This is a genomic window from Pseudoalteromonas sp. BMB (genome assembly GCF_001709235.1).
In the GTDB taxonomy this organism is placed as follows: domain Bacteria; phylum Pseudomonadota; class Gammaproteobacteria; order Enterobacterales; family Alteromonadaceae; genus Pseudoalteromonas; species Pseudoalteromonas maricaloris.
Genome location: NZ_MBQA01000013.1, coordinates 32414 through 47061, shown reverse-complemented (window position 1 = coordinate 47061; position 14648 = coordinate 32414). Strand labels below are relative to the sequence as shown.

The window sequence follows — 14648 nt, the reverse complement described above, 5'->3', positions numbered from 1 at the left end:
AATAGTTTAATCGCTTTCGGCGCTTTCCGCTTCTTGATTATGTAGCTCAAGGCTTGCAGACATCGCAGCTTCACGATTAGACTTTGCCGAATCATTGCGCAGTTCATCAATGTGATTGAGGTAGTTTTGATCAACATCTCCTGTGATGTATTGACCATCAAATACCGAAGTCTCAAAGCGAGCGATCTCTGGGTTTTCTTGACCAACGGCTGCAATCAAGTCGCTTAGGGATTGGTAGATCAAACCGTCCGAGCCAATACTCGCATTGATATCTTCCACTTCACGACCATGAGCGATTAGCTCTGATGCAGAAGGCATATCGATGCCATATACGTTCGGGAATCTTACCTCTGGTGCTGCTGATGCAAAGTACACGTTCTTCGCACCCGCTTCACGCGCCATCTCAACGATTTGCGCTGATGTAGTGCCCCGCACAATAGAATCATCGACAAGTAGCACGTTCTTACCAGCAAACTCTCTGTCAATTGCGTTAAGTTTACGACGTACAGACTTCTTACGCAGCTCTTGGCCCGGCATAATAAAAGTACGGCCAATGTAGCGGTTCTTAACAAACCCTTGACGATAAGGAAGCCCTAGCACGGAAGCAATTTCAAGTGCGATATCACATGATGTTTCAGGGATTGGGATAACCACGTCGATATCTTTATCGCCCCACTCAGTTGCGATTTTCTCACCGAGCTTGGTACCCATATTCACGCGAGTCGCATAAACAGACATTTTATCAATGTTTGAATCTGGACGAGCAAAATATACAAACTCGAAGATACAAGGTGCAAGCGTCGTTTTAGCAGCGCAGATCTGAGAGAAAAACTCACCTTTTTCGGTTACGTAAATAGCTTCACCTGGTGCAACATCTCGCACAAACTCAAAGCCATCCGTTGCCAATGCAACACTCTCTGAAGCGAACATGTATTCCATGCCACGCTCAGTTTCTTTCTTACCGAAAACAAGCGGACGAATACCGTGAGGGTCTCTAAATGCCAAAATACCATGGCCGATGATCATCGCGATACTCGCGTAACCACCAGAAACAATAGACACAACCTCAGTTACTGCCGTAAACATGTCTTCCGCGTCTAATTTCATCTTGTCTGTTTTGCCAAGCTCGTGAGCTAAGATATTCAGCAAGATCTCTGAATCAGACGTAGTATTAACGTGGCGACGCGCTTGAGTAAACAAACGCTCTTTTAATTTTTCTGCATTGGTTAAGTTGCCGTTGTGCGCAAGGGCAATACCAAATGGAGAGTTTACGTAGAAAGGTTGAGCTTCTGCTGAGCTTGAAGAACCAGCAGTAGGATAACGTACATGACCAAGACCAATGTTGCCCTGTAGGCGTTTCATGTGTCTTGTATGAAATACGTCTTTCACTAGACCGTTTGCTTTTCGTAAGCTAAACGTATTGTTGTCAATGGTAATAATGCCAGCCGCATCTTGGCCGCGGTGTTGCAAAACAGTTAAGCCGTCATAAATCGCCTGATTAACAGGAGATGTTCCGACTATCCCAACGATACCACACATTAAAAATTTCCTCGCCGATTAACGGTTTACTGAATCTAAAAAGCTCGAGTTATGTTCAAGATAGGAGAAAAACCACTCTATCACAAAGCCAAATTCAGGAATTAAGTTTGATGTTTTCCACCACTGCGTGTCTGGTGCACTGGTAAACGCATCAAGGAAAAAGAGTAAGGCGCTAACGACTAACACACCTCGAAGTCCACCGAATACAATCCCAAAGATCCTATCGGTGCCTGAGAGCCCAGTTCTTTGAACCAGTTCACTCAAGACATAATTAACAAGCCCACCTAACATCAAGGTCGCAAAAAAGAGTATGGCAATTGCGGCTGCATTTCTTAAAAGGGGTTCTGAAACGAATGTTAGGAAGGTTGCGAGATATTGGTAAAAAATACTAGAGATGAAAAAAGCGCCGATCCATACGACAAGTGACATCGCTTCTTTGACAAAGCCTCGAAGCAAGCCAAAGATAGTCGATAAACCAACAATACCAAGAATGGCGTAATCAACCCAGATCATAGTAACCAATAAGTCGTTAATGTGGGGCGCATTCTAAAAGGTTTGGCATCTAAATGCCAGATCATTTTGTCACTTCAAATTGTGTCAAACGACCATTTAACTTAGTTAATTTCTTTAATTCTGGTAACTTAGCCTCAAGTTCAGCTTTATTTAAAGCTGGTCCGACAAACACTTTTGTCAGTGTACCATTGGGCGTTTTAACGGGTTTAGTAAAGGTTTTAAAGCCATTATCTGCAAGCTTCTTCGTCAATGCATCGACGTTCGACTTATGTGAAAAGCTACCAAGCTGAATGACATAGGCCATTTTTGAAAAGTTAGCAGTCTCAGGACGCGTTAATTTCGCCACCTCAACTTTGTCGGTCGTTGCGACGGGTTTCGCCTCAACTTGTGTAGGTGACGTATCTGATTGCTGCGTATTGGCTAGCGTTGTCTCTTCTGTGCCTTCTAGCTTAGCATCATCGGCGTCAATATCTTCCAGCGGCTCAGAGGGCAACTCAGGCGCAAGCTTGGCTTGCGCATCCACTTTTTCTTGCAGATCAATTGTTTTGAACTCAGGTCTTTCAGGGATCGCTTGAAATCCTTCCTTGTAGTGGACCTTTTCACCATCAAGGATATTTGGAATAAAGATCACCGCAGCTACGACGACGATACTTGTTCCAACAAGGCGATTTATAAATACTGAGTTCACAACTTTACTCTCTACTTTACATTAAATCATCTATAACTATTTTCGCCAGTACTCCATTGCCTCAGCAACGGTAAAGAACGAACCAAATATCACTAGTACCTGCTCGCTCGCAAGTGTATCGAGCTGAGTATCAAGTGCTGCTGTAACGCTATCGAATAAGGTGACATTGCAACTTGAGTCAAGCAATGGCTTAAGGTTTTCCGCACGCTCTCCACGAGGTCCAGAAAGCGAAGCGAAGCTCCAGCTATCTACATATTGGGTGACTTCTTTCAGCACACTGGCTTTGTCTTTATCCGCAAGCATAGCGACTAAGGCATGAATTTTAAACCCTTTTTGCTTGAGTTCTTGTAACTTAGTTGCCAAATATCTTGCAGATTCTGGATTATGAGCAACATCTGTATACACTAACGGCATGGCATTGAGTTGCTGAAAGCGACCCTCTACTTGCAAATTTGCCAAACAAGTCTTCACTGCATCATAGCTAGGTAGCAACTCAAGTTTAGCTAATACCGTTAACGCTGTCGCAGCATTTTGTGCTGGAATGGCTGGTTTGTCGAAGTGCCAATCAAAATCAAGATATTGCCATCTAAACTGAGAATCTAGCGGGGTAAAATAAAAATCGCGCTTTGATAACACCATCTCTGCGGCAATTTCGTCGCCATAGTCCGTAACCGTATGTGGAATATTTAAATCACCAACGATTGCAGGCTTACCACTGCGGAAAATGCCAGCTTTGTCATAGCCTACCAGTTCTCTAGTATCACCCAGATACTCTTTATGATCTAAGTCGACAGTCGTGATAACAGAGGCAAATGGCGAGACTATATTTGTCGCATCAAACCGCCCGCCTAAACCAACTTCAAGCAAAATATAATCAACCTTACAGCGCTTGAAAATACTTAACGCGCCAAGCGTACCAAACTCAAAATAAGTTAGCTGAGTGTCTTTGCGGGTGTCGTCGAGGAATTTAAATGCATCGATATGATACTGATCTTCAAGCTCTACCCCATTCACTCGGACGCGTTCGTTGTAGCGTACTAAATGTGGTGAAGCGTAGGTGCCAACCGACAACCCTTGTGCGAGCAACAACGACTCCAAGCACCTAGCCGTTGTGCCTTTACCATTGGTACCGCCAATTAGAATTATTTTACTGAAAGGCTCAAGTAATCCGGCTTGCTCGGCAACTTGTGCTACACGCTCAAGTCCCATTTCAATGGTGGCTGGATGAATTGCTTCTAAATAACAAAGCCAATCATCAAGGCTTGATGATTGGCTAGGCTGTTTAACCGTCATAAGTTGAGTAGCTCAATTTGAAAAATTTACGCTACTCTATGCTCTTGTTCAGTGGAAGGCAAGTCCATAAACTTCGCCAAAATACGCGCTAACGTATCGCGCATTTCACGACGGTCGACGATCATGTCAATCGCACCGTGCTCTAATAAGAACTCACTGCGCTGGAAACCATCAGGTAGAGTTTCACGTACCGTTTGTTCGATAACACGTGGACCCGCAAAACCGATAAGTGCTTTTGGCTCTGCCACATTGATATCACCAAGCATCGCCAATGATGCAGAAACACCACCCATTGTTGGGTCGGTCAATACAGAGATAAATGGCAAGCCTTTGTCACTCATTTTTGCCAATGCAGCACTTGTTTTCGCCATTTGCATCAATGACATAAGTGCTTCTTGCATACGTGCACCACCAGATGCAGAGAAACAGATTAATGGCATGTTATGTTCTAAACAAACGTTAACTGCATCAACAAATCTCGCACCAACAACTGACGCCATTGAGCCACCCATAAAGGAGAATTCAAAAGCAACAGCAGCAACAGGAATACCCTTCACACGGCCTTTCATTGCAACTAAAGCGTCTTTCTCACCGCTTGCCTTTTGTGCTTGAACGATACGATCCGAGTATTTTTTAGAGTCTTTAAACTTTAATACGTCTTGTGGCTCATGCTCTGTGCCAAGCTCTTGACGATCTGAATCATCTAAGAAACTTTCAAGACGTTTACGTGCCGTAATACGCATGTGATGATCACACTTAGGACATACGTTTAAGGACTTTTCTAATTCCGCTTTGTATAGGATTGAATCACAATCTGTACACTTTGCCCAAACCCCTTCTGGGATCTCTTTTTTACCAGAAGATTTCGTGGTTTTAGGTAAGATCTTTTCTAACCAACTCATTTGCAACTCTCTATCGTGCTTTATTCTGTTCCGTCAGCAAAGACAGACATCTTTTCCCAATTAAATCATGATTTAGCTATAGGTGATATAAAAAACTGGTCTTAAGAGTATAAGGTACTACATAAATATGACCGTTACACTAATTCCTCAGGCAAGAATAAAGGCCCAAGCGGCATCTTTTCTATTTGCCATTGTTCAGGGTAGTCCACATCAACTAAATACAATCCGTTAGGTTTTGCCGTAGCACTTGCTAAGGTGCGGTCTTTGGCAACAAGCAGTTCTGCCATCCACTCAGGCTCTTGCTTGCCAACACCAATATCAAGTAAACAACCTGTAATATTGCGCACCATATGATGTAAAAACGCGTTCGCTTTAATATCAATGACGATATATTTGCCAATGCGTTTCACCTCTAAGTGATGGATATTACGAAACGGCGTATTAGACTGGCAATGTACCGCCCTGAAAGAAGTGAAATCTTGCTCCCCTATCATCACAGGGCATGCAGCTTTCATTCTTTCAACATCAAGCTCGTGGTGAAAATGCGTTACGCCACTGCGTAAAATACCCGGCCTGTAGGTGTGATTATAAATAACGTAGCGGTATCGACGAGCTGTCGCAGAAAAACGAGCATGAAACTCAGGGTCGACTTCTTTAGCAAATCGTACCGCAATGTCGTCGGGAAGCTGAGAGTTCATTCCTAATGTAAAAGCGCTCATATCGCGAGCAGAATCCGTGTCAAAATGCACGAGTTGACCCGTTGCATGAACCCCCGCATCAGTGCGCCCTGCGCAAGTTATCTCAACGGGATGATTACAGATATTCGATAGCGCTTTTTCTATTTCTTCTTGGACACTGCTGACATGATTTTGCCTCTGCCAACCACTATAATTTGCACCATTATATTCAATGCCTAACGCTACTCGCATACTTTTTCTATCGCAACCCATAACAAAAACGACATTTTATGCGATTGGCGATGTGAATTAAAGCGCTTAAGCTAAGAAGTAGATGATGATACCGGCCAAACAAGGCAATTACTTTGTTTGGTCGGTATCGTTGATGTGAGTATTAAGACTCTGTAAGACCGGATTTAAGCGACTTAGCCTCAGCTTGCACCGAATCTGGGCCGTTCTCAATAACATCGCTGAGCGTTGATATAGCCGAATCATAATCTTGAATTTCGATGTAAGCTTTTGCTAGATCTAATTTAGCGGCAAACCCTTCATCCTCTAAATCAACATCCGTGGTATTTTCACCCGCTAACAGCTCTTCAAAATCGCCAAGCCCAACGTCCATATTTGCGCCAACGTAAGGTTCAACATCGCTATCAAGATCGTCGCTTTGTTCAAGTAGATCTTCAATTTCTAAGTAGTCTTCTGAACCTTCGGCGTCCGTTGGTAGCGCTTGGGCTTCTCCTGCGACCAATTCGTCTTGTAACAAGCTATCGAAATCTACTTCAAAATCTTCTGCATTTCCGGCATCAAAGTCACTGGGATCGTCCAGTTCGCTGAGTAGAGCATCGAAGTCTGCTTGGGTGAAGTCAGCCATAAATTCTTTTTCAATTTCGGCTTCATTAACCTCTGGTAATTCAGATTCAGTTTGTGGCTCAGAAAGTAGAGTTTCCAAGTCATCTTCATCGTTTAATTCTGGCAGAGCCTCTTCAATTTCAAGCTCTGGCTCATCTTCAAGCAAAGTTTCTTCGTCAAAATCTGCGGTTAACTCTGGCAGCTCGTCTTCGATTTCCAGTTCAGGTTCAGACTCAAGCGTATCACTTGCAGCTTCTTCGAGCGTTGCTTCAGCTTCGTCTTCAAGCAGAGCCTCTTCATCAAAGTCTGCATTTAACTCTGGCAGTTCGTCTTCGACTTCCAGTTCGGGGTCAGACTCAAGCGTACCACTTTCTGGTGCTTCAGGTTCGTCTTCAAGTAAAGCCTCTTCATCGAAATCTGCATTTAACTCTGGCAGCTCGTCTTCGATTTCAAGCTCAGGTTCAGACTCAAGCGTATCACTTTCAATTTCGTCGAGCGGCACTTCAGAGTCGTCTTCAAGCAAAGTCTCTTCATCGAAATCTGCGTTTAACTCTGGCAGTTCGTCTTCGACTTCCAGTTCGGGTTCAGACTCAAGCGCATCACTTTCAGCTTCGTCGAGCGGTGCTTCTGGTTCGTCTTCAAGCACGTCACTTTCGGCTGTTTCGACTGGTGCTTCTGGTTCATCTTCAAGCAAAGTTTCTTCTTCGAAATCTGCAGTTAACTCTGGCAGCTCGTCTTCAATTTCAAGCTCAGGTTCAGACTCAAGCGCATCACTTTCGGCTATTTCGACTGGTGCTTCTGGTTCATCTTCAAGCAAAGCCTCTTCATCGAAATCTGCAGTAAACTCTGGCAGTTCGTCTTCAATTTCAAGCTCAGGTTCAGACTCAAGCGTATCACTTTCAGCTGCTTCGACTAGTGCTTCTGGTTCGTCTTCAAGCAAAGCCTCTTCATCGAAATCTGCAGTTAACTCTGGCAGTTCGTCTTCAATTTCAAGCTCAGGTTCAGACTCAAGCGTGTCACTTTCGGCTGCTTCGACTAGTGCTTCTGGTTCGTCTTCAAGCAAAGTCTCTTCATCGAAATCTGCGTTTAGCTCTGGCAGTTCGTCTTCGATTTCAAGTGTAGGTTCAGACTCAAGCGTATCACTTTCTGCTGCTTCGACTGGTGCTTCAGGCTCATCTTCGAGCAAGGTTTCTTCGTCAAAATCCGCAGTTAACTCTGGCAGCTCGTCTTCGATTTCAAGCTCAGGTTCAGACTCAAGCGCATCACTTTCAGCTTCGTCGAGCGGCACTTCAGGTTCATCTTCAAGCAAAGTCTCTTCATCGAAATCTGCGTTTAACTCTGGCAGTTCGTCTTCGACTTCCAGTTCGGGTTCAGACTCAAGCGCATCACTTTCAGCTTCGTCGAGCGGTGCTTCTGGTTCGTCTTCAAGCAAAGTCTCTTCATCGAAATCTGCGGTTAACTCTGGCAGCTCATCTTCGATGCCCAGTTCGGGTTCAGACTCAAGCGTGTCACTTTCGGCTTCGTCGAGTGGCGCTTCAGGCTCGTCTTCAAGCAAGGTATTTTCATCGAAATCCGCACTAAATTCAGGCAAATCATCTTCATCAAAGCCAGAGATTTCATCGTCGAGAAGATCGTCATCAAGCCCGTCCTCTATATCCAATTGAGCGTCATTGGATAATGCTTCTGATAATGCTTTTTCGGTTTCGCTTTGCGAGTCAGTAGTTTCAAGTTCTTCGCCGAGCTCCAGCTCAGGGTAACTCTCTAGCTCTGCGCTTGGTTGCAGATCTTCTTCGTCAAGAAACTCTTCTTCTGCCAGTAAATCCACCTCGTCATTAAGTGGATCATCTCCCAGCTCAATTTCAACTTCTTCATCCGAAAAGTCGTCTTCAAGTTCAGCATCCAACTCAAACTGTTCTTCGGCTTGAAGCTCCTGTAATAGCTCATCAACACTTTTTAAATCAGGATCTTCAAATTCACTGTCTTCGTCAGCTTGAACATTTTCATCACTAAAATCTGCTTCATTGGCTAGATCGGACTGTAATGTATCTTCCACCGATTCTTCAGATGATTCCGGAATAGCATCCTCTTCATCCAACATACCCGACAAGTGTCCTGACTCCGTTTGATCAGACTCAGCTAAAGGCTGTTCAGACCCCACTTCAGACTTGTCAGCTCCCTCTTCCTGCTCCGGCAAATCATCTTCTGGTGTTTCGTCAACTAATGCATCGAGTTCGTCCTCAGCCAGTTCATCAGATTCTTCTTCCAGCTCTGGCAAAATATCTTCTGGTGCTTCGTCTAGTAATGCGTCGAGCTCGTCATCTACAGGCTCACCAACATCCTCTTCAAGCTCTGACAAAACATCTTCTGGTGCTTCGTCTAGTAATGCATCGAGATCGTCATCGGCCAGTTCATCAGATTCTTCTTCCAGCTCTGGCAAAACATCTTCTGGTGTTTCATCAACTAATGCATCGAGATCGTCCTCGGCCAGTTCATCAGATTCTTCTTCCAGCTCTGGCAAAACCTCTTCTGGTGTTTCGTCAACTAATGCATCGAGTTCGTCCTCGGCCAGTTCATCAGATTTTTCTTCCAGCTCTGACAAAACATCTTCTGGTGTCTCGTCAACTAATGCATCGAGTCCATCCTCGGTCAGTTCATCAGATTTTTCTTCCAGCTCTGACAAAACATCTTCTGGAGTTTCGTCAACTAATGCATCGAGTTCGTCATCGACCAGTTCATCAGATTCTTCTTTCAGCTCTTGCAAAACATCTTCTGATGTTTCGTCAACTAATGCATCGAGTTCGTCATCGGCCAGTTTGTCAGATTCTTCTTCCAGCTCTGGCAAAACATCTTCTGGTGTTTCGTCAACTAATGCATCGAGATCGTCACCGGTCAGTTCATCAGATTCTGCTTCCAGCTCAGGTACTGTATCTTCCTGTGCTTCATCTAATAAAGCATCGATATCATCACCAGCAAGATCGTCGGACTCTTCTTCTAATTCCGGCAACGTATCTTCTTGCGCTTCATCTAATAGAGCATCGATATCATCACCAGCGAGATCGTCGGACTCTTCTTCTAATTCCGGCAATGTATCTTCTTGCGCTTCATCCAATAAAGCATCGATATCATCACCAGCGAGCTCATCAGACTCTTCTTCTAATTCCGGCAACGTATCTTCTTGCGATTCATCCAATAAAGCATCGATATCATCACCAGCTAGATCATCGGACTCTTCTTCTAATTCCGGTAACGTATCTTCTTGCGCTTCATCTAATAAAGCATCGATATCATCACCAGCTAGATCGTCGGACTCTTCTTCTAATTCAGGCAACGTATCTTCCTGTGCTTCATCCAATAAAGCATCAATATCGTCACCAGCGAGATCACTAGGCTCTTCTTCTAATTCCGACAACGTATCTTCTTGCGCTTCATCTAATAAAGCATCGATATCATCACCAGCGAGATCGTCGGACTCATCTTCTAATTCCGGCAACGTATCTTCCTGCGCTTCATCCAATAAAGCATCGATATCATCACCGTCGAGCGTATCTGACTCTTCGTCAATTTCAGCTAACGCATCGTCTTGCACTTCATTTAACAGGGCATCAATATCATCACCCGCAAGCTCAGTGCTTGGTTCCTCAAAATCAGGCAATGCATCATCGTCAGCATCTTGAGAGGCATCAAGTAGCGCATCGATATCATCAGCATCGACTAAGCTCTCACTATCAAAATTGCCGCTAAATTCGGGCTCTTCATCTAGCGCACCATCAAGAATTGAATCGATATCATCATCGTTTGCACCAGCATCCGCTTGCTCATCTGCGAGTTCCTCGCTCAGAGCGGCAAGGGCATCATCGCTAACATCAATTTCTTCATCTTGAGACTCATTGAACAAATCATCAAGATCGCTGTCACTTAAAATATCTTGGCCATCATCAACATCAAGCGAAACTTCATCAACAGCCTCGTCAAAGCTCTGTTGCATAAAGTCTTCGTCATGGTCATCATCAAACGAAATATCTTCGTTTAGTAAGCTATCCAATTCATCTTGATCTAACGTATCACTTCCTTCATCGAAGTCGTCATCAAGTGAGTCAAAGGTAATCTCATCGTCTTCAGGTAAGATATCGTCATCTAACTGTACGCTTGCGCCCAGTGCGTCTTCATCGTCGCCCATTCCGATATCAAGTGGGTCTGGCTCAGGGTCAAATGCAGTTGCAGCGGTTGCAGCTCCCGCCGCCGCAGTGCCTGCAGCCACCGATGGTGTTTGCGGAAGAAAATCGTCGTCATCTGTCGACGCTTGAGATTGGTTTCTTCGGCGTAGGTACATTACTAATCCAGCAATTGCCAGTAGCGCTGGTAATGTGGCAAGTAATGCAATGCCAGCTGGTGAGCTAAAGAATGTGCTTAATTCGCTACTTTCTTGCGCTTTTGCCTGAGCCGCCTGCTGGTCAATCATTTCATTTTGCAAGTCAATAACAGCCTTGAGCTGTTGCTGGATTTCGCTGTCTTTACCAAGTTGGGTACGAACCGTTTGAAGTTCAGTAGAAATAGCACCGAGCTGCTGTTTTAATTTATTGTTTTCGGATAGGATTTCTTCAACATTACGCACCGAGGATTTGAACTCTTTTTGTAAGTCCATCAGGCGCATGTCCTGTTCCATCTTTAAAGAGCGCAGTTGATTAGTCAGGTCTTCTTTTGCTTCTTCTACATCGACTTTACGAGCTTGTGTAACCTTTTTTTCAGCTTCGTTTATTGCATTTGGATTCAATAATCCCTTACGTTTCATTTCCCAAAGTTTGTCATCTTGATCTGACTTCTGCTTTGCCAACTCAGGGTTTACACTGCGAATTTCATTGATGGTAGGAATACGTAAATACGCCCCATCCTGCATATGGTTGAGGTTTTTATCTAGAAATGAATTAGGATTTTTATCGTAAAGCGCCTTCATCACCTGATAAATGGTGACCGAGTCATCTGGTCGCACTTTTTGTGCTATACGCCACAATGTATCCGTGGGTCTGATAGGCCCTATTGACCGACCTTGAGCCCCATAATCAACCCCTTTAGGGCCTTTTAGCACTACCCCCTCTTGGGTATATACTGGTGTGGCAATCAGTGCGAATACAAAGATACTAAATAAGGCTAAACCGCGCATGCCGATCCTTTACTCAAATGTTTAACACCCGTTAAACGACATTTTATTATTATGGCTTTGAAGCAAGCTCTATTCCAAATGCAAACTATAAACCAGATATGTTGGAATATCCATTGCAACGTATTGAAAGTTAACATGGTTATAATGCTTTTTACTGATTTTGGAATAGTTGATATAGGTGAAGAATAGTCAAGTATTTGACCTAACGGCAAACTTCTTGGCAGAAGTTTGCCGTTATATCGCAAAGTAAGCAAATTTTTGCTTACTTTGCGATATCAATGGGTACTTATAGATAGCTTTCTATCAGGGCTTCTGCAATTTGGATGCTATTTGTTGCTGCACCTTTTCTGGTGTTGTCTGATACCACCCATAAGTTTAAGCCCAATGGATGTGAAATATCTTGCCTTACACGACCCACATAAACGGTATCGTTACCACTTGCATCACTTACCGGTGTTGGGTAGTCGTTTTCGTCTTCAATTAACTCAACACCCGGCGCATCAGCAAGTAACTGCTTAACATGTTCAAGATCATAAGGCATGCGCGTTTCAAGATGAATGGCTTCAGCATGACCAAAAAACACAGGAACGCGAACCGCAGTCGGGTTCACTAAAACACTTGAGTCGCCCAAGATTTTTTGCGTTTCCCACACCATCTTCATTTCTTCTTTGGTGTAACCATTTTCTTGGAACGCATCAATTTGAGGAATAACGTTAAAAGCGATTTGTTTGCTAAACACTTCGTTTTCCATCGGTCTTGCATTCATTAAGTTTGCAGTTTGCTTAGCCAACTCATCTACCGCTTCTTTACCTGCACCAGATACCGCTTGATAAGTTGAGACATTAATTCTGTCAATGCCATAGGCATCATAAATTGGTTTAAGTGCCACTAGCATTTGGATTGTAGAGCAGTTTGGGTTAGCAATGATGTTACGGTTTCTAAAATCTGCAAGACTGTCTTTATTCACCTCAGGAACCACTAATGGAATATCAAAGTCGTATCTAAAATGTGAGGTGTTATCTATCACAATGCAGCCAGCTTCAGCGGCGATTGGTGCATATTTCTCCGACACGGAACCACCCGCTGAAAACAAACCGATATGGGCATTAGAAAAATCAAACTCTTCAACATCCAGAACTTCGATCTTTTCACCCATAAAGTCAATTTCTTCACCCGCGCTTCGGCTACTCGCCAGTGGGTACAATGTGTCTACAGGAAATTTTCGTTCCGCTAGTAATTCGATAATTTGCTTGCCAACAAGACCTGTTGCGCCAAGTACCGCAACATTATATTTTTGCGACATTATTTTTCCTCATTCTGTAATATACCAACCACAACACTTAACTCTTGTGCTCAGAAAAGCCAAGTTGGTAAAGCTTTGCACTGATTGGTGAGTCATTATTGACTGCAATTGTACTAAATTCTCGACGCACGGGATATGCTTTACGCAAGGTATCAAAGCCCAATGTGTTTAGCTGTTTTCTCATGATGCCATCATCACGACGAATGTCATAAACAAGATGCGCTAAATTGATAATATCCTGCTCGTTGGCTGTGCTTTGCAACTGGCAGCCTGTGACGCTTGGCTTAGGGAGAAAATCACTAATCGTTATGCAGGCTGGTAAATCGAACTCTCGGCATACAGCTTCGTATAACATTTGCGTGCCTCGTGCCTTGCCTTCTAGCGTATGGCCGGCAATATGTACAGAGGCAAAACGAGTATATTGCAATAATGGCAGCAAAATATTCGGCTCATTTTCCCAAACGTCTAAGATCAGCTCAAGCGCTTGCCCATCCTCTACAGCGCGCAAAAGCGCTTGATTATCGATAACATCTCCACGGCTTGCATTGATTATCACCGTGCCCGGCTTTAATGCCGCTATCCGCGATGCATCAAGTAAATGAACCGTTTTATGCGGGCCCTGCTTAACTAATGGAACGTGAAATGTCACGATATCCGCGCGAGCCAATGCTTCATCTAAGGCTATATGTGAACCCAATGTCCCTGCTTGCTGCCTGACTGGGTCACACAATAATATCGTAAGACCAAGCCCTTTAAGCTTTGATGCTAAACACGCGCCAATATTACCAACACCAATGATGGCAATCGTTTTATCTTTAAGTGCCGTGGAGGTTTCTTGTGCATATGCAAGTAGAGCGCTTATCACGTACTCGGCAACAGCTATCGCATTACAGCCTGGTGCGCTGCTGAACGAGATATTGGCGCTGGCCAATAATGAGGTATCAATATGATCAATCCCTATTGTCGCAGTCCCCACAAACTTCAGCTTATCGGCTTGTGCTAACAGGGCCTCATTGACTTTGGTGACTGAGCGAGTCAACAGAATATCGACGTTTTTCAGCTCGTCAGGTTGAAGGTTACGGCCATCAAACCGAGTTACCTCACCAATTTCGCAGAAGAATGACTCAACTAAGGGCATATTTTGATCGGCTAATATTCGCATGCGGGTTTCCTGTCACCTATTGTCTCGAGTACTCAGGCGATAACACATCGCCTGAGTCGAGTTTAACATGGCAAGGTAGGCGACTAATAATAAAACCTTTTATTTTGTGTCACCGCTTTATTGCAACCAAAGGCTATTGCAAAAAACATCACACAGCATACAAAAACGACCGCCCCCTTGAGACTTAACCAACCACCTGAATCAAGCAAAGGACAAAACGTCATGGCCAACACGTTAATACAACACAATAATAAAGCCCAACGGGTATAAGCTCGGTAGCCAAGTAATGCGGCAAACAAACTGCTAAAAACATTAAAAATTACCGCTTCAGGAAAGAGATGGAAGGCCGACAACATGGCCGCAAAGGCTAAAATAGTGACTAGATAAAAAATACTCTGCTGCATCTTGTTTCTCCTTAACATGGACAGCAATATCAACCGCTACACTAGGTCGTGGCGGTAAATCCTAACTCACATAGCTACCAAGAAAATGGACTGCATTTGCTACTCCTTAGCAATTCTTAAAGCACCATTTTATCGCTATGCTTAACCCAATTGTAGA

Annotated in this window: 10 protein-coding genes; all 10 read right to left on the bottom strand. The window is 44.0% G+C overall.

Annotated elements, in window-relative coordinates:
• Nucleotides 1-6: 6 nt before the first annotated feature.
• Entirely contained in the window at nucleotides 7-1539 is a 1533-nt protein-coding gene (gene purF / locus BB427_RS01445) for an amidophosphoribosyltransferase (protein ID WP_010369357.1), read from the bottom strand.
• A gap of 18 nt (nucleotides 1540-1557) precedes the next feature.
• Entirely contained in the window at nucleotides 1558-2052 is a 495-nt protein-coding gene (locus tag BB427_RS01440) for a CvpA family protein (protein ID WP_069018723.1), read from the bottom strand.
• Between the two features lie 61 nt (nucleotides 2053-2113).
• On the bottom strand, nucleotides 2114-2740 hold the full coding sequence (locus BB427_RS01435) for an SPOR domain-containing protein (protein ID WP_045989504.1): 627 nt from the start codon (nucleotides 2738-2740) through the stop codon (nucleotides 2114-2116).
• Between the two features lie 36 nt (nucleotides 2741-2776).
• Entirely contained in the window at nucleotides 2777-4033 is a 1257-nt protein-coding gene (gene folC / locus BB427_RS01430) for a bifunctional tetrahydrofolate synthase/dihydrofolate synthase (protein ID WP_069018722.1), read from the bottom strand.
• Between the two features lie 26 nt (nucleotides 4034-4059).
• A complete protein-coding gene (gene accD / locus BB427_RS01425; protein WP_045989502.1) occupies nucleotides 4060-4935 on the bottom strand; it encodes an acetyl-CoA carboxylase, carboxyltransferase subunit beta in 876 nt (291 codons plus the stop codon).
• Nucleotides 4936-5069: 134 nt separating this feature from the next.
• The gene (truA, locus tag BB427_RS01420) at nucleotides 5070-5864 is read right to left on the bottom strand and encodes a tRNA pseudouridine(38-40) synthase TruA (protein WP_017218112.1); all 795 of its coding nucleotides are present in this window, start codon (nucleotides 5862-5864) and stop codon (nucleotides 5070-5072) included.
• Between the two features lie 142 nt (nucleotides 5865-6006).
• On the bottom strand, nucleotides 6007-11622 hold the full coding sequence (locus tag BB427_RS01415; RefSeq protein WP_069018721.1) for a FimV/HubP family polar landmark protein: 5616 nt from the start codon (nucleotides 11620-11622) through the stop codon (nucleotides 6007-6009).
• 286 nt (nucleotides 11623-11908) lie between these two features.
• On the bottom strand, nucleotides 11909-12925 hold the full coding sequence (locus BB427_RS01410) for an aspartate-semialdehyde dehydrogenase (protein WP_039496085.1): 1017 nt from the start codon (nucleotides 12923-12925) through the stop codon (nucleotides 11909-11911).
• Nucleotides 12926-12962: 37 nt separating this feature from the next.
• Nucleotides 12963-14087 (bottom strand): 4-phosphoerythronate dehydrogenase, encoded by a 1125-nt coding sequence (locus BB427_RS01405; protein ID WP_069018720.1) that lies wholly within the window; start codon nucleotides 14085-14087, stop codon nucleotides 12963-12965.
• An 83-nt stretch (nucleotides 14088-14170) separates the two neighbouring features.
• Nucleotides 14171-14491, bottom strand: a complete 321-nt coding sequence (locus BB427_RS01400; protein WP_010606266.1) for a DUF6419 family natural product biosynthesis protein — start codon at nucleotides 14489-14491, stop codon at nucleotides 14171-14173.
• Nucleotides 14492-14648 lie beyond the last annotated feature (157 nt).